At 70.6% G+C, this 15666-nt stretch carries 16 protein-coding genes, 1 tRNA gene, 1 pseudogene and 1 riboswitch; of the genes and pseudogenes, 5 read left to right on the top strand and 13 right to left on the bottom strand.

What is annotated here, in order from left to right:
- Nucleotides 1–63: 63 nt before the first annotated feature.
- The 7 genes from ACFE7W_RS20515 to ACFE7W_RS20485 all read right to left on the bottom strand — a co-directional run bounded on the left by ACFE7W_RS20515 (nt 64) and on the right by ACFE7W_RS20485 (nt 5843).
- Nucleotides 64–136: transfer RNA gene (locus tag ACFE7W_RS20515), tRNA-Thr, on the bottom strand.
- Between the two features lie 15 nt (nt 137–151).
- On the bottom strand, nt 152–1057 hold the full coding sequence (locus ACFE7W_RS20510) for an amino acid ABC transporter permease (protein WP_375426687.1): 906 nt from the start codon (nt 1055–1057) through the stop codon (nt 152–154).
- The gene (locus ACFE7W_RS20505) at nt 1054–1701 is read right to left on the bottom strand and encodes an amino acid ABC transporter permease (RefSeq protein ID WP_375426686.1); all 648 of its coding nucleotides are present in this window, start codon (nt 1699–1701) and stop codon (nt 1054–1056) included. The genes ACFE7W_RS20510 and ACFE7W_RS20505 overlap by 4 nt, the downstream gene beginning before the upstream one ends.
- Nucleotides 1702–1745: 44 nt before the next feature.
- Complete coding sequence (locus ACFE7W_RS20500; RefSeq protein WP_375426685.1) at nt 1746–2723, bottom strand: glutamate ABC transporter substrate-binding protein; 978 nt, start codon at nt 2721–2723, stop codon at nt 1746–1748.
- A 42-nt stretch (nt 2724–2765) separates the two neighbouring features.
- Nucleotides 2766–3518 carry an amino acid ABC transporter ATP-binding protein gene (locus ACFE7W_RS20495; RefSeq protein WP_375426684.1) on the bottom strand — a complete coding sequence of 251 codons (753 nt, stop codon included), beginning with the start codon at nt 3516–3518 and terminating at the stop codon, nt 2766–2768.
- A 102-nt stretch (nt 3519–3620) separates the two neighbouring features.
- Complete coding sequence (gene manA, locus ACFE7W_RS20490) at nt 3621–4790, bottom strand: mannose-6-phosphate isomerase, class I (protein WP_375426683.1); 1170 nt, start codon at nt 4788–4790, stop codon at nt 3621–3623.
- A 15-nt stretch (nt 4791–4805) separates the two neighbouring features.
- Nucleotides 4806–5843 carry a Gfo/Idh/MocA family protein gene (locus tag ACFE7W_RS20485; RefSeq protein WP_375426682.1) on the bottom strand — a complete coding sequence of 346 codons (1038 nt, stop codon included), beginning with the start codon at nt 5841–5843 and terminating at the stop codon, nt 4806–4808.
- A 94-nt stretch (nt 5844–5937) separates the two neighbouring features.
- Here ACFE7W_RS20485 and ACFE7W_RS20480 point away from each other — a divergent pair, with 94 nt between their 5' ends.
- Nucleotides 5938–6246, top strand: coding sequence for a DUF3263 domain-containing protein (locus tag ACFE7W_RS20480; RefSeq protein ID WP_375426681.1), 309 nt, complete (start codon nt 5938–5940; stop codon nt 6244–6246).
- On the opposite strand, the gene ACFE7W_RS20475 is transcribed toward ACFE7W_RS20480, so the two are convergent.
- A complete protein-coding gene (locus tag ACFE7W_RS20475; protein WP_375426680.1) occupies nt 6230–6703 on the bottom strand; it encodes a hypothetical protein in 474 nt (157 codons plus the stop codon). The genes ACFE7W_RS20480 and ACFE7W_RS20475 overlap by 17 nt on opposite strands.
- Before the next feature lie 103 nt (nt 6704–6806).
- Nucleotides 6807–6920, top strand: a riboswitch (SAM riboswitch).
- A 10-nt stretch (nt 6921–6930) separates the two neighbouring features.
- Here ACFE7W_RS20475 and thrC point away from each other — a divergent pair.
- Both thrC and ACFE7W_RS20465 read left to right on the top strand, forming a co-directional pair.
- The gene (gene thrC, locus ACFE7W_RS20470) at nt 6931–8226 is read left to right on the top strand and encodes a threonine synthase (RefSeq protein ID WP_375426679.1); all 1296 of its coding nucleotides are present in this window, start codon (nt 6931–6933) and stop codon (nt 8224–8226) included.
- The gene (locus ACFE7W_RS20465; RefSeq protein ID WP_375426678.1) at nt 8223–8498 is read left to right on the top strand and encodes a MoaD/ThiS family protein; all 276 of its coding nucleotides are present in this window, start codon (nt 8223–8225) and stop codon (nt 8496–8498) included. The genes thrC and ACFE7W_RS20465 overlap by 4 nt, the downstream gene beginning before the upstream one ends.
- On the opposite strand, the gene ACFE7W_RS20460 is transcribed toward ACFE7W_RS20465, so the two are convergent.
- Nucleotides 8399–9529, bottom strand: coding sequence for a helix-turn-helix transcriptional regulator (locus ACFE7W_RS20460; RefSeq protein WP_375426677.1), 1131 nt, complete (start codon nt 9527–9529; stop codon nt 8399–8401). The two genes, ACFE7W_RS20465 and ACFE7W_RS20460, sit on opposite strands and share 100 nt — an antisense overlap.
- Before the next feature lie 19 nt (nt 9530–9548).
- On the opposite strand from ACFE7W_RS20460, the gene ACFE7W_RS20455 reads away from it, so the two are divergent.
- Nucleotides 9549–10127: a TIGR03086 family metal-binding protein gene (locus ACFE7W_RS20455; RefSeq protein WP_375426676.1), complete on the top strand. Its 579-nt coding sequence runs from the start codon at nt 9549–9551 to the stop codon at nt 10125–10127.
- A gap of 1 nt (nt 10128) precedes the next feature.
- Here the strand turns inward: ACFE7W_RS20455 and ACFE7W_RS20450 are convergent, their stop codons facing one another.
- Nucleotides 10129–10698, bottom strand: a complete 570-nt coding sequence (locus ACFE7W_RS20450; RefSeq protein ID WP_375426675.1) for a GNAT family N-acetyltransferase — start codon at nt 10696–10698, stop codon at nt 10129–10131.
- A 104-nt stretch (nt 10699–10802) separates the two neighbouring features.
- On the bottom strand, nt 10803–11174 hold the full coding sequence (locus tag ACFE7W_RS20445) for a VOC family protein (RefSeq protein WP_375426674.1): 372 nt from the start codon (nt 11172–11174) through the stop codon (nt 10803–10805).
- Between the two features lie 142 nt (nt 11175–11316).
- Here ACFE7W_RS20445 and ACFE7W_RS20440 point away from each other — a divergent pair, with 142 nt between their 5' ends.
- Nucleotides 11317–13371 (top strand): RecQ family ATP-dependent DNA helicase, encoded by a 2055-nt coding sequence (locus ACFE7W_RS20440; protein ID WP_375426673.1) that lies wholly within the window; start codon nt 11317–11319, stop codon nt 13369–13371.
- 199 nt (nt 13372–13570) lie between these two features.
- On the opposite strand, the pseudogene ACFE7W_RS20435 reads toward ACFE7W_RS20440, so the two are convergent.
- Together ACFE7W_RS20435 and ACFE7W_RS20430 are read right to left on the bottom strand one after the other, a co-directional pair.
- Nucleotides 13571–13849, bottom strand: a pseudogene (locus ACFE7W_RS20435) (GTP pyrophosphokinase family protein); the annotation flags it as partial.
- A gap of 388 nt (nt 13850–14237) precedes the next feature.
- Nucleotides 14238–15665 (bottom strand): hypothetical protein, encoded by a 1428-nt coding sequence (locus ACFE7W_RS20430; RefSeq protein ID WP_375426672.1) that lies wholly within the window; start codon nt 15663–15665, stop codon nt 14238–14240.
- Nucleotide 15666 lies beyond the last annotated feature (1 nt).

The following is a 15666-nucleotide window of genomic DNA, read 5'->3' as shown; positions in this document are numbered from 1 at the left end:
CCATGTAAAACATCAACCGCAGCAGCCATGTCAACCATCACCCGAAGGCATACAAAGCCGGGGAGCTGACGGTCGGACTCGAACCGACAACCGCCTGTTTACAAGACAGGTGCGCTACCAATTGCGCCACGCCAGCAAGGGAGTGGGCAGTCTAGCGGGGAGCCAGGGCGGCGGGCAGGTCGTGCGCCAGAGCGTCGGCGCCAGGGTCGCCCAGAGGAGCCGACGGACCAGCCCCGGCACCAGGCCGGGCCCGGGGGCGGGTCCGGATGCGGTGCTCCAGGTAGGTGGCCAGGCGGGTCAGGGCGAAGTTGATCACCACGTAGACGGCGCTCACGACCACGAAGGCCTGCAGCAGCAGCTTGGTGTTGTTGGCCAGGTTGTTGGCCTGCTTCATCAGCTCGGGGTAGCTGACCACGTAGCCGAGGGTGGAGTCCTTGAGCAGCGCGACGAGCTGGGTGACCAGGGTGGGGATCACCAGCCGGACGGCCTGGGGCAGCACCACGAGCCGCATCGTCTTCGCCGTGGTCATGCCCAGGGCCAGCGCGGCCTCGCTCTGGCCGCGGTCGAGCGAGCGGATGCCGGCGCGGACGATCTCGGCGATGACCGCGGAGTTGATCAGGATGATCGGCACGGTGAGCTTCCAGAAGATGCTCACGTTGAGCCCCACGCCCGGCAAGGCGAACAGGAACACGTAGACCAGCAGCAGCGTCGGGACGGAGCGGAAGATCTCGATGTAGGCGGTGCAGAGCGCCTTGACCACCGGGTTGCGCCCGGCGCGCCCGACGCCCAGCAGCGCTCCGGCCGGGAACGAGACCAGCCCCGAGGCCAGGGTGACCAGCAGCGTCCCCTTCAGCCCCTCGAGCAGGAACTTGACCGCCCACTGCTGCCAGAAGGGCTTCCACTTGGCGTAGGCGAGCTCGCCGCTGGCGTTCAGGGTCCGGAAGCCCAGGAAGAGGACGAGCAAGATCAAGACACTGATCACCACGGTGCCGATGGCGATCCGCCGACGTCCCCGCGGTCCGGGCTCGTCGAAGAGGACTCGAGAGGCGGCGTTCACCGCTGAACCGCCAGCCGCCGCTCGAGAACCGAGCCGGCGCCGCCGCCCAGCAGGGCGATGACGATGTAGACCACGGCCGAGATGAGGAACAGCAGCATCGACTCCGCCGTCTTGTTGCCGACCTGCTGCGCGGCGTAGGTGAGCTCGCCGACCGAGACCGCGGCGGCCAGCGACGAGCCCAGCGCCACGCCGATAAAGATGTTGACCAGCGGCTGCACCATCGTCCGGAGCGCCTGCGGCAGGATCACCCGCACTAGGGACTGCGTGAACGTCATCCCCAGCGCCCGCGCCGCCTCGGCCTGGCCGACGCTGACCCCGTTGATGCCGGCGCGCACCGTCTCGCAGGCGAACGCCGCCGACACCGCCGCCAGGCAGATCACCGCGGTCGTGAACAGCGAGAAGCTGACGCCGACGTAGGGCAGCCCGTAGGCCACCAGGATCAGCAGGCTGAGCAGCGGGATGTTGCGGAACAGCTCGACGTACACCGCGCCCAGGGCCCGCAGCGGCGGGATCGGGCTGACCCGGAACACCGCCACCACGATCCCGACCACCACCGCGCTGACGAAGGCCAGGGCGGTGATGGCCAGCGTGGTCAGGACGCCGTGCCAGAGTGCACCGAGGTTGTCGGTCAGGACGCTGATCACGCGCGACTCCTCATGCCGGGTCCTCCTGGGTTGGAGCGGGTGAGTCAGGAGCCGTCCGCCGAGCCGAGCTTCGGCGGCGTCGGTGCCTCGCCGGACACGACGGTGCCGACCGTCGCCTTCCAGAGCTTGGCCCAGGTGCCGTCAGCCTCGATCTTGGTCAGCCAGTCGTTGACGAAGGTCTTCGCCTGGGCGTCGTCGCGGGTGACGCCGATCCCGTAGTAGTCGTCGGAGAAGGGCTCCCCGACCACCTTGAGCGTCGTGTCGGCACTGGCGTTGGAGATCAGGATGCTCTGGTCGATCACGTACGCGTCGACGCGGTTGGTCTTGAGGGCCGCCAGGCACTGGGCGTCGTCGGGGAACAGGCTCACCTTGGCACCTGGCGCGTCCTTCGCGATCCGGTCCGCGGTGGTGGAGCCCTGCTGGGTGGCGACCTTCTTCCCGTCCAGGTCCTTGACCGAGTTGATCGTCGTGTTGTCGGACTTGACCATGACCGCGTCACCCGAGCGGTAGTACGGCCCGGCGAACGCCACCTTCTTGGCCCGCGCGGGGGTGATCGAGTAGGTGGCGACGACGGTGTCGACCGTGCCGTTCTCGATCAGGGTCTCGCGGGTGTCGACGGTGGTGATGGTCAGCTGGATCGGGCCGTCGGCCTTGCCGGTGATGTAGTGCGAGAGCAGCTGCGCGAGTCCGGCGTCGAAGCCGGTCAGCTTGCCCGTCGCCGGGTCCTTGATCGAGAACAGCGGGCCCGAGTCTGAACCGCCGGTGTTGAGCGTGCCGCGGTCCTTGATCTTCTTGGCCCAGGCGTTGCCGTCGACGGTGGCCGCGTCGGCGGTCGGGCCCGCGGCGATGATCGCGTCGTAGCCGCTGACGTCGGTCTTGTTGGTGCTCAGGGCGCTGGTGTCGTTGCCGCAGGCCGAGAGGGCGGCCAGGGAGAGTGCGGCGAGGCCGGCGGAGGCGCCGAAGGTGCGGCGGGAGAAACGACGCGTGCTGTCGGCGGTGAAGGAGAGGTGAGACGTGGTCACGGGGGATTCCTTGGGGTGTGGGAGGTCGAGCAGGTCAGGCGCTCAGTGGGTGAGCACCTTGGACAAGAAGTCGCGGGCTCGATCGGTCTGCGGGTGGTCGAAGAACTCCTGCGGGGTACCCGTCTCGACGATCCGGCCGGCGTCCATGAAGATGACGCGGTTGGCGGCTTGGCGGGCGAAGCCCATCTCGTGGGTGACGACCACCATGGTCATCCCCTCGGCCGCCAGCTCGACCATCACGGCCAGCACCTCGTTGATCATCTCCGGGTCGAGCGCGGACGTGGGCTCGTCGAAGAGCATCAGCTTCGGCCGCATGGCCAGGGCCCGAGCGATGGCGATCCGCTGCTGCTGGCCGCCGGAGAGCTGCGCCGGCATCGCCGTCTCCTTGTCGGCCAGGCCGACCCGGTCCAGCAGTTCGCGCGCCCGCTGCTGCGCCTCGGCCCGGTTGACCTTGGCGACGTTCACCGGCGCCATGGTGATGTTCTCCAGCACGTTCTTGTGGCCGAAGAGGTTGAAGGACTGGAACACCATCCCGACCTCGGCGCGCAGCCGGGCCAGCTCGCGACCCTCGTTCGGCAGGGGCTGGCCGTCGATGGTGATCTGTCCGCCGGAGATGGTCTCGAGGCGGTTGATGCAGCGGCAGAGCGTCGACTTGCCGGAGCCGGACGGGCCGATGACGACGACCACCTCGCCCGGCGCCACGTCCAGGTCGATGTCGGTCAACGCCTGGACCGCGCCGTAGTGCTTCTGGACGCCGCGGAGGGAGACGAGCGGTTCCGCCGGTGCGGGGGACATGCGTTCGACCCTACGGGGGCTGGTTGTGGAGGTCGCCGCACCCCCGCTGAGCGTGATCATCCGGTCAGGACCAGCGCAACCTCTTCGAGGCCTTCGACGAGCTCAGGGCGCGTGAACGCCGGGACCCGCGACGAATGCCGTTCCGGTGCCGTCCAGCCTCAACTTCTCCCCAGCCGAGGCGAAGGCCGCCTGGCCGCGGGTCAGTGTCAGTCCGCCGACGTCGACCGATCCTTCGGTGACCAGGAGGACCCGGCCGGATCCCGTACCCGGCGCCTCGACGGGAGACCCGTCCGGCTCGAGCCGCCACAGGGCGAACTCGGGAGCCGGGGTGGGGTAGCGCCAGCAGCCAGGGGACTCCTCGACCGGTTCGACGTAGCCGGGGAAGCCGGGGGTGAAGTCGAGGATCGCCAGCAGCTCGTCCGCGTCGACGTGCTTGGGGGTCAAGCCGCCGCGCATGACGTTGTCGGAGTTGGCCATGATCTCCACGCCGGCCCCGTGCAGGTAGGCGTGCAGGTTGCCGGCCGGCAGGAAGACCGCCTGGCCGGGCCGCACCGACACCCGGTTCATCAGCAGAGCGGCGAGGACACCGGGGTTGTCGGGGTAGTGCTCCCCGAGCTCGCGAGCCGTCCGGGCGAACAGGCCCAGGTCGCCCGCTACCTCGATCCCGCGCGCCGCGGCGACGACGTCCGCCACCACGCCGAGGTCGTCGCGGGCCAGCCGCAGGGCGCTCTCGAACACCGCGGCCAGCCGTCGGTCCGGGGTGAGGGCGGCGTCGACCAGGGGGGCGACCAGCGCGGTCGCGGCGGGGACGCCGAGCTGGCCGAACAGGTCGTAGGACGCCTCGGGGTTGCGGAAGCCGCAGAGCGCCTCGCTGTCCACCAGGGCGACCAGCATCTCCGGCTTGGGCCAGTCGTCCTTGTAGAGCCGGTCGGACGCGTCGGCCGCGATGCCGGCGGCTTCTTCACGCGCGTAGCCCTGCTCGGCCTGGGCGCGGGTGGGGTGCGCCTGCAGCGAGAGCGGCTTGGCGATGGCCAGCACCTTGAGCAGGAAGGGCAGCCCGGGGCCGAACTCCTCGACGGCGGCGGCACCGACCACGCCCGCCGGGTCCGCCGCGATCACCTCGTCGAGCGGCCGGCCGTCGACCGTGGCCGAGGCGGAGGAGTGCGCCCCCAGCCAGAGCTCGGCCTGCGGCTCGTCGGTCGGCTCGGTGCCGAGCAGCTCGGGCAGGAAGGTCGTCGAACCCCACGCGTAAGGCTGGATGGTGCCCCTCATCAGCGTGACCACGGCTCAGCCCGCGGTCTCGGCGGGGTTGAGAGAGCCGATGGGCTGGTCGACGGCCGCCTCCCAGCGCTCCAGGGTCCGCGCCACCTCCAGCGTGGACGACCAGGGCACCAGCGGCGACTCCACCTCACCGTTCCGCAGGCAACGCATCACCTCCTGGGCCTGGAAGGTGTAGCCGCCGCCTGGCCACTGCGTCACCAGCTCCTCCGGCTCGTCGACGCCGAGGCGGTAGACGCTCACGGACTCCGGCCGGATGAAGAAGGAGTCGACCATCACCCGACCCTGGGTGCAGTAGACGGCCAGCCGGGTCGGCAGCTGCGCGTTCAGCGTGCACAGGATCGCGGCCGTCGCCGGGCCGCGGCCGTCGGTCTCGGGGAAGCTGAGCAGGGCCGCCGCGTGGTTGTCCACGCCGGTCGAGGCGTGCGTCCCCCAGGCGAAGACGTCGGTCGGCTCGCCCAGGAACAGGTTGACGGCGTGCACCGGGTAGACGCCTGCGTCCAGGATCGCGCCGCCTGCCTGCTCCGGATCGAGCAGCCGGTGCGTCGTGGGGCCGTCGAAGGCGAAACCGAACTGCGCGTCCACGTGCCGGATCTCGCCCAGCTCGCCGGAGGCCACCAGCTCGGCCGCCCGCCGGATCAGCGGCTGGGTCCGCGTCCACATGGCCTCCATCAGCAGCAGGGCGCGGTCCTGCGCCAGCGCGATCAGCTCCTCGGTCTGCTCCGGGCTGACGGTCAGCGGCTTCTCGACCAGCACCGCCTTGCCGGCCTCCAGGCAGAGCTTGGCCGACGGGTAGTGGTCGTGGTGCGGGGAGGCGATGTAGACCACGTCCACGTCGGGATCGGCGGCCAGCTCCTCATACGAGCCGTAGCCGCGCTCGAAGCCGTACTGGTCGGCGAAGGCCCGGGCCTTGTCCGTTGACCGGGAGCCGACGGCCACCAGGGCCGCCTCCTCGGGCAGCAGGGCCAGGTCTTTCGCGAGCACCGAGGCGATGTGGCCGGTGCTGAGGATGCCCCAGCCGATGCGCGGATCGTCTGCGTTCGTCACGGCGCCCATGCTCGCCCATCGCCGCCCGGTCTGTGCAGGGAGGTTCGGTGGTGCCTTGAATGACACTGGTGTGATTTGCCCTTACGATGACGCCATGGTCAGTGTCTCGAACAGCCACCTCGAGAGCCCTCAGCCCGACGGCGAGCTGAGCGTCCGGGACGCGGAGATCCTCGCCTTCGAGCGTCAGTGGTGGAAGTTCGCCGGCGCCAAGGAGCAGGCGATCCGGGACCAGTTCCAGATGTCGGCCACCCGCTACTACCAGGTGCTGAACGCGCTGATCGACAGTCAGGCCGCCCTCGCCCAGGATCCGCTGCTGGTCAAGCGCCTCCGCCGGCTGCGCGCCACCCGGCAGCGCAACCGCTCGGCCAAGCGGCTGGGCATCGATCTCACGATCGACTCCTGAGCCGGCCGAGCCCGGCCCTCAGCGCTGGTCCGATCGGCCTGACCGGAGCCTCCTCGTAGCCGCCCAGGGCTAGCCCGGCCCGCCGCTCGAAGACATTGGCGGCGGCACGGTCGCCCGTCTGCAGCATCGACCAGCCCATGGCGACCGCGTAGGCGGGCAGGAAGGGCAGTCCGAGCAGGGAGAACCACTGCCAGCTGTGCCGCTCTTCATGCTCGAGCAGGCTGGGCCGCTCGACCCGCCAGTCCGACCACCGGCCGGCAGTGACGAGGACGTTGCCCACCGTGAAGGCGCTGGCCACCGGGAGACCGAGACGGTAGCCGTCCGCCAGCAAGAGCCCGCGGGGTCCGGGACGCACGCGAGCGCCGCCCGCCCGGGCCACGGCCAAGCCGAGCGGCGTGCTCAGGTTGACCCAGTTGCCGAGCCGACGGATCTGGTACCGACGGAGGTCGCGAGGCATGATCTGGTCACCGTAGCGCGCTCAGCGTCTCGCTGAGCGGACGAGATTCCCAGCATCCGGTACGCCGATGCGCCTCCGCGGGCGGGCCGACGCTACGCTAACTATGTCATCCAGAGGGGATGAGGGAACGGCCCTTTGACTCCCCGGCAACCGCCTGCAAGAGGCAGGAACGGTGCCAACTCCGCCTTGGTCGAACGCCGGCCAGGACAGATGAAGAAAGCCAGGCTATGACTGCGCTCGCCACCCCTGCCGCCACCTCGTTCGAGGCGCCCGTCGGCGTCCGGCCCGGTGCCTTCGGCAACGCCACCCACCTCGTCTGCCGCGCTTGCGGCGAGAAGTCCCCCCTGGGTCCGTTCTACGCGTGTCTGGAGTGTTTCGGCCCGCTCGAGGTGGGCTACGACTTCCCGGCCATCACCCGCGCGCAGATCGAGGCCGGGCCCAAGAGCATCTGGCGCTACGCCCCGCTGCTGCCGGTCCCCACCGACATCGCGAGCTTCCGCTCCACCGACCCCGGCTACACCCGGCTGCTGGACGCCGGCAACCTCGCCGCCGACCTCGGCCTGCGACAGCTGTGGGTGAAGGACGACTCGGGCAACCCGACCCACTCGTTCAAGGACCGCGTCGTCGCCGTCGCTCTCTCGGCCGCCCGCGAGCTCGGTCTGCAGGTGCTGGCCTGCCCGTCCACGGGCAACCTGGCCAACGCCGTCGCCGCTGCCGCCGCCCGGGCCGGCATCCGCTCGGTCGTGTTCGTGCCGGAGAACCTCGAGCAGCAGAAGATCATCGCCTCAGCGGTCTACGACACCACGCTCGTGGCCGTCCAGGGCACCTACGACGACGTGAACAAGCTGGCCAGCGAGATCGCCGCGGAGGAGGAGGGCTGGGCGTTCGTCAACGTGAACGTCCGCCCCTACTACTCCGAGGGCTCGAAGACGCTGGCCTTCGAGATCGCCGAGCAGCTCGGCTGGCGGCTGCCCGACCAGGTCGTGATCCCGGTCGCCTCCGGCTCCCAGCTGACCAAGATCGACAAGGGCTTCACCGAGTTGATCAAGCTCGGACTCGTGGCGGACAAGCCGTACAAGATCTTCGGGGCCCAGGCCACCGGCTGCTCGCCGATCGCCCAGGCGTACCGGAATGATCTTGACTTCGTCCCGCCTGTGAAGCCGGACACCATCGCCAAGTCGCTGGCCATCGGCAACCCGGCCGACGGCCCGTACGTGCTCGACGTGGTGCGCCGCACCGGCGGCCTGATCGCCGACGTCGACGACGACACCGTGGTCCGCAACATCCAGCGACTGGCCCGCACCGAGGGTGTCTTCGGGGAGACCGCGGGCGGGGTGACCCTGGGCGTGACCGAGAAGTTGATCATCGACGGTCATCTCGACCCCAGTGCCGAGACGGTGATCATCAACTCCGGCGACGGGCTCAAGACCCTCGACGCGGTCAGCGGCCACGTCGGCCCCAAGACCACCATCCCGCCTCGCTACGAGGCTTTCACCGACTTCTGGAAGGAGTACCGCGGATGAGCGCAAAGGTACGCATCCCCACGATCCTGCGCACCTACACCGCCGGGGCCGGTGAGGTGGTCGCCGATGGCGGCACGCTCGCGGAGCTGCTGGAGTCGCTGGAGGCCAACCACAAGGGCATCCGCGGCCGCATCCTGGACGACGCCGGCCAGCTGCGCCGCTTCGTCAACGTCTACGTGGGCGATGAGGACGTGCGGTTCGTCGGCGGCCTCGAGGCTCCGGTTCCTGAGGGCGCCAAGGTCTCGATCATCCCGGCGGTCGCGGGCGGCTGAGCGGCGGCGTAGCGCTCGGACAGCTCCCGGCCGAGCTCGCGCAACGAGTCGCGCAGCTCGGCCGGCTCCTGCACCTCGATGAAGGTACCGAAGCCCGCCAGCACCGCTGCTGTGCCGCGGATGGTGAAGATGCGGCCGCGGACCAGAGCCGTCCCGCCGTCGTGCGTGACGTCCACCAGACCGCTCAGCTGGCTGCTGAGCGAGGACAGCAGGATCTCCGTCCAGCGAGGCTCGGTCCGGATCGCCAGCGGCACGCTCGGCCGGTCGGAGTAGGCCACGCGTAGCGCTCGCCACAGGGACCGGAGGTCGAGGTCCGCCGGTCGTACCGCGGGGGTGCTGAGGGCCGCCACCTCGCTCATCCGCGACAACCGGTAGGTCCGAGGCCGGCCGCGGTGGGCGGCGACCAGGTACCACGTCGGCCCGGCCGCGACGAGCCCGTACGGGTCGACGGTCCGCACGCCCGGGGTGCTGGGCAGGCGGGGCTGGTAGCGGAACCGGAGCCGGAGGTCGTCGAACACTGCCCGCTGCACGAGGTCCAGGTGGCCCAGCTCCGGGCCCGGGGGGTCGAAGCCGGTGCTCTCGATCAGGATCCGCTCGGAGGTCCGCACCACCGCGGAGTCCAGGTCGGCCGGCAGGCTGGTGGCGAGCTTGCGCAGCGCCGACGCCAGCGGATCCGCCAGTCCCAGCCGTTCGAGCGCGGCATGGCCGCCTGCGAGGAAGAGGGCCTCGGCCTCGATCGGAGTCAGCGCAGCCGCGTCGGGGCTGTAGCCCGGCAGCAGGGCGAAGCCGCCGTTCCGGCCCCGCTCCGCGTAGACCGGGATGCCCGCCGCCGACAGTGCCTCGACGTCGCGCAGGACGGTGCGCTCGGTGACCTCGAGCCGCCGCGCCAGCTCGCGCGCACTCAACCGGCCGTGCTGCTTGAGCAGCGCGGTGAGCAGCAGCAGTCGGTCGGCGCGGATATGGTGAAGCCTGCCACGGATACCTGACAGATGGTGTCGTGTATGGCACGCGAGGCTAGGTCGTGACCACACCACGACCCAGGAGGCTCCCGTGAACCTGCCCGACCACCGCCCCGACCTGTTCCAGGCCCAGGACTGGATGCTCGCCCTGATAGGAGGGGTGCGGCCTGAGCACCTCGACCGGCCGACACCCTGCGGCGACTGGGACGTACGGGAGCTGGTGGCCCACCTCTTCATGGTCGCGGACCGGATCGCGGTGGTCGGTCAGGGCGGCAACGCGATGAGCGTCACCCGGGACGGGGTGCAGGTACCCGACGACCTGGCGGCCGGGTTCGAGCAGCGCATCCAGGTGGGCCGCCAGGCCTGGTCGGACGAGTCGAGCCTCAGCCGGTCCGTCGTCGTGCCCTGGGGCGAGGTGCCGGGCGCGATCGCCCTGACCGGCTACGTGCCCGAGCTGGTCGCCCACGGCTGGGACCTGGCCACCGCCACCGGCCAGCCGAGTGAGGCTGCCCCGGAGCTTGCCGCCGTCGCGTTGCGCGCGGCGCAGCGGGCGATCCCGGCCGAGCGGGACGGCTTCCCGTTCGGGCCGGTGGTCGAGTCCGGGCCGGACGACAGCCCGACCACCCGCTTCGTGCACTGGATGGGCCGGTTGACGCCGTCACCGCGGTAGCTCAGTCGCCCGCGAGTGGTCGAAGGAACTGGGTGCAGACGTAGACGCGAGCGAAGCGGGCGCGCAGCTCGGCCTCAGCGCTCAGCGGCGCGTGGCAGAAGGCGGTCACCGGTCCGGACAGCGGGGCGGGGACGCCGAAGCCCTCGGTCGGCTCGTCCCAGCCCTGGTAGACGTGCAGGTACTGGTGCCGCTGCTCGAACCTCTGGCTGCGGTACCAGGCCAGCGCGCCGGCGTCCTCGCGCGTCCAGGCGTCGATGCTCACGATGTCGGGACGCAGCTGCTGCAGGGCGGCGGCCAGCAGCCGCGAGGCGATCCCCCGTCGCTGGTGGTCGGGGTGGACGGCAATCGAGTTGATGGTCGCGGCGGATTCGTCGATCTCGACGTCGATGAGGCCGACGACCTGTTCGTCGAGCTCAGCGACCAGCTGGACCGACGGTCGGTCGAACACCGTCCTGGTGAGGTGGACGTCGTCGTAGTAGCAGGTGTCGACTAACGACAGCAGTCGGCAGCGTAGCCAGCCCTGCTCGTCGGTGGGGTCGTAGGGACGCACGGTGGGTCCAGAGGTGGGCATGACTCTCCTGGGAAACGCGAGGCTGCGCGCAAGGACGCGGGGAGCGCGGTCACAGCTGGGAGGTCGTCACCCGAGAAGCGTACGGCGAGGCGAGAGGAAACGGGTCAGGCGCCAGGACCAGGTGGCGGATCGACCGGGCGGCACAGGTCGAGCACCAGTCCGTGCGGGCCCTGGACGAGGGCCGAGCGCATCCCGAAGTCCATGTCAACCGGTCCGTACAGGAGGACCCCACCTGCGGCGGTCGCCCGGGCCGCGGCGGCGTCGACCTCCTCGACGACGTCGTGCAGGATCACCCCGCCCACCTGCGGCATGGGCACGGGTCCGGTCGCGCTGAGCATCACGGAGGCGTCGCCGGTGTCCAGCTCGGCGAAGCCATCGTCAACCTCACCCACGATGCGCCAGCCCATCACGGCCTGCAGGAAGGCCGCGGCTGCGGGCACGTCGTCGACGATCACGCTGAGAGAGTGGACGGCCATGGCGGCACCCTAGCCAGCCCGCTCCCGACCCGGGCGACGGCGCTCGTCGACGGGTTGTCCACAGAATTCCCGTGTCGCGCCGTCGTCCACAGGTAGCCACGAGGGTTCGTCGTCCGCCGTCGGGTGCGGGCAGGATGGGCCCATGACCTCGGCGACCCGCAGCAGCGCCCGCGACGTCCTCGCGGCCACCATCGCCACGATGGCCGGCCCGGACGCGAAGCCGCGCCGCGACCAGGTCACCGCCGTCGAGGAGCTGGTCGACCACCACCGCCACGTGCTGGTCGTGCAGGCGACGGGATGGGGCAAGTCGGCCGTCTACTGGGCGGCCACGGCGGCCCTGCGGCAGCAGGGCGCGGGGCCGACGCTGGTGGTCTCGCCGCTGCTCGCCCTGATGCGGGACCAGATCTCCGCCGCCGAGAAGGCGGGGCTGCGGGCGGCGACCATCAACTCGACCAATCTCGACCAGTGGGCGCAGGTGCTCACCGACATCCGCGAGGGCTCGCTGGACGTGCTGCTCATCTCACCCGAACGGCTGTCGAACCCGGCGTTCGCGGCGGGTCTGCCAGACCTGCTCGCCTCGGTCGGGCTGCTGGTGATCGACGAGGCGCACTGCGTCTCCGACTGGGGCTTCGACTTCCGACCCGACTACCAGCGGCTCACCAGGACGCTGCTCGCCCTGGCTCCCGGTACGCCGGTCCTCGCCACCACCGCGACGGCGAACGAGCGGGTCACCGCCGACGTCGCCGCCCAGCTGGGCGAGAACACCGTGACCCTGCGCGGTTCGCTGGCCCGGGCCTCCCTGCGGCTGGCCGTGGTGCCGGAGCTGACGGTGCTCGAGCGCTACGCCTGGGTGGCCGAGGCGCTGCGCACCCTGCCCGGCTCGGGGATCATCTACGTGCTGACGGTGGCGGAGACCCAGCGGGTGGCGGCCTTCCTCGCCGAGCAGAGCCACGACGTGGCGGCGTACTCCGGCCAGACCCCCAACCGGGAAGAGCTGGAGGACCGGCTCCGGGCCAACCAGGTCAAGGCTCTCGTCGCCACCTCCGCCCTGGGGATGGGCTACGACAAGCCCGACCTCGCCTTCTGCCTGCACCTCGGCTCACCGGGCTCGCCCGTCGCCTACTACCAGCAGGTCGGCCGGGCCGGCCGGGCGCTGGACGACGCCCTGGCGGTGCTGGTCCCGGCCGAGCAGGACGAGCGGATCTGGGAGTACTTCGCGACCGCCGGCATCCCCGACGAGCACCAGGTGGAGCGGATCCTCGACGTCCTGACTGGTGAGGCACAGTCGGTGCCGGCGCTGGAGGCCGCCACCGGCATCCGCCGCGGTCGGCTGGAGAGCACGCTCAAGATCCTCGCCGTGGACGACGCCGTGAAGCGGCAGGCCGGCGGTTGGGTGGCCACCGGCAGCCCCTGGTACTTCGACGAGGCGAAGTGGGCGGCCCTGCGTCGGGTCCGGGCGGCGGAAGCGGACCTGATGCGCTCCTACGCCCACGGCGAGGGCTGCCTGATGCGGTTCCTGCAGCAGGCCCTCGACGACCCCGACCCGCAGCCGTGCGGGCGCTGTTCGGTCTGCACCGGGCAGCTGCCCCCGCCGGGAGCCGCGCCCAGCGCCGACGTGGTGGTGGCGGCGCAGCGCTTCTTCCGCGGCCAGGACGTGATCGTCGAACCGCGCAAGCTCTGGCCGTCCGGGCTGCCGGACCGCAAGGGTCGCATCGGCTATCTCGCCGAGGGACGGGCGCTGGCCTTCGCCGACGACCCGGCCTGGGCCGAGGAGCTGGCCCGGCTGTGGCAGCGCGACGCCCCGGCCCCCGCGCACGTCCTCGAGGCGATGGTCGAGGTGCTGAAGCGCTGGTCGAAAACGTGGCAACGGCCGGTCGCCGTGGTGGCCATGCCCTCCCGCAGCTACCCCCAGCTGGTCGGCTCGGTCGCCGAGCACCTGGCCCGGATCGGTCGGCTGCCCCTGGTCGAGGCTCTCGCCGTCAGCGGGCCGCGACCGGCGGAGGACTCCGCGTCCTCGGTCCGCGCCGGAGACCTGCTGCGGACCACCACGTCGACGCCGGGGATGAGCTTCGACGGGCCGGTGCTGCTGGTCGACGACCGGATCCGCAGCCGCTGGACGGTGACGGTGGCCGGTTCCCTCCTGGCCGACGCCGGCGCCACGACGGTGCTGCCCCTGGCGCTGCACCAGCTGCCGTGACCCGCGGCGTCAGGCCGACGAAGTCGGCCGCCCGCCGAGGCCCCGGACCTCCTGGTGCAGCTGCCTCCATGGTCGCGTCCAGGGTCCACGCCGCGTTCGCGGCCTCGGTGAGCTGGTCGAGCAGCCGCTGCGGGACCTCGTCGCGGTACTTGTAGTGGATCTTGTGCTCCAGGCTGGCCCAGAAGTCCATGGCGATGGTCCGGACCTGGAGCTCGACCACCACGGGCCGGGGGCCGTCGGAGAGGAAGACGGGCACCTCGAGGATCGCGTGCAGGCTCTGGTACCCGTTCGGCTTCGGCTGGGCGATGTAGTCCTTCACCTGCAGCACCGTCACGTCGGACTGGCTGGTGAGCATGTCGAACAACAGGTACGTGTCCGAGACGAAGCTGCAGACCACCCGGACCCCGGCGATGTCGGTGATCACCTCGCGGATCGCGGCGTAGGTCGGTTCGCAGCCCTTGCGCTGGATCTTGTCCATCAGCCGCTCGGGTGACTTGACGCGCGAGGTCACGTGCTCGATGGGGTTGTAGGCGTGGGTCTGGAGAAACTCTTCGCGGAGGATCGAGATCTTGGTCATGATCTCGTCGATCCCGAACTTGTACTCCATCATGAACGGCGCGAAACGGTCCCGCGCATCCTGGATGGCCGCCAGGGTGACGGTGTCGGGCAGCTGGTCCAGTAGTCGCTCGGCCTCGTCGGCCTGCCCGCCGGCACGCGAGGCGACCGGTTCGTCCAGCAGCGGCTGGTCCACGGTGGTGCATCTCCTTTGGCCCGGGTCCCTACGGGTGCGCGCACCCGGCCCGGCCCTCCATGATGACCCACCCGTTGCGGCCGAAGCCAAATCTCAGCCGGCCCACGGGAGCCGCTCAGCCGCCCAGCAGCCACCCGACGTCGTCGGTGAGCGCGGTGGCGGCCGGGGGGCCCCAGCTGCTGTCGTCGTAGAGCTCGACCTTGGGTCGTTCGTCACCGAGCAGCGGGGCGAAGGCCTCGAAGGCCGCCGCCAGCCCCGCCGAGCTGGTGAACAGCGACCGGTCGCCGGCGAACACGTCGTAGATCAGCGACGTGTAGGCGGTCATCGAGCCCTCGGAGACGTTCTCCAGGTGCAGCGTGCTGCAGCTCTCGGCGGGCAGCGGCTCGGGCCCGGGCTTCTTCACCGTCATCTGGATCTCGATGGCCCCGTTGCCCTTGAGGTCGAAGATCAGCGCGTTGGTGCTGTTGCCGGAGGAGTGCACCGGGCCGTCGGTGGGACGGAAGATCAGGCTCACGCGCTGGGCGCTCCTGGTCATCATCTTGCCGGTGCGGAGCAGGAACGGGACGCCCTGCCAGCGGTCGGTGTCGATCCACAGCCGCGCCGCCACGAAGGTGTCGGTGTCGGAGTCCTCCGGCACACCCTCGGTCTCGCGGTAGCTGCGGTACTGGCCGAGCACGACCTCGGCCGGGTCCAGCGGGCGGAAGGCGGCGATCACCGACTCGCGCGCCGCCTGCAGGTCCTCGGCGGCCATGCTGATCGGCGGCTCCATGGCCACCTCGGCCGCCACCTGGAACAGGTGGGTGACCAGCATGTCCAGGGCGGCGCCCGTCTCGTCGTAGAAGCCGGCGCGGTCGGCGATGTCCAGGGTCTCGGGCACGTCGATCTGCACCTGGGCCAGGTGCTCACGGCTCCAGGTGTCGTTGAACAGCCGGTTGCTGAAGCGCACCAGGTGCAGGTTCTGGGTGGCCTCCTTGCCCAGGAAGTGGTCGATCCGGTAGACCTGCTCCTCCTCGAAGACCGAGTGCACCAGGTCGTCGAGCTCGTGGAAGCTGGCCAGCGACGTCCCGAAAGGCTTCTCGTACACCGCCTTGGAGCCCTTGGCCAGGTCGTGGGCCTTGATCGCCCGGGTGGTCTGCTCGAACGTCGACGGCGGGATCGCCAGGTAGTGCACGATCGTGGGGTCGGCCCCCAGATCGGCCTCGGCGTGGGCGATCACGTCCAGCAGGGTGCCCGGGTTGTCGTGCCGGAAGCCGCCGCCGGCGAACAGCACGTTCGCGGCAAAACCCTTCCAGTGCTCGGGGTCCGGCGTCGTCGCGAACTCCGACAGCGCCGCGTGGATACGGCCCTGGAAGTCCTCGTGCGAGACGTCACCACGACCGTTGCCCACCAGCTTCCAGCGCTTCGGCAACAGGCCGCGGCTGTACAGCTCCCAGAACGCGGGCAGCACCAGCCGCTTCGCCAGGTCACCGGTGCCGCCGTAGAGGATGATCAGGGTGGGCTGCTCGGTCGCAGCGGCTTGTTCGGACGTCGGGTTCTCGGCCACC

This window comes from uncultured Friedmanniella sp. (assembly GCF_964244285.1).
Taxonomy (GTDB): Bacteria; Actinomycetota; Actinomycetes; order Propionibacteriales; family Propionibacteriaceae; genus Microlunatus.
The sequence above is the reverse complement of the archived record's forward strand: the minus strand, read 5'-3'. Positions and strand labels throughout refer to the sequence as shown.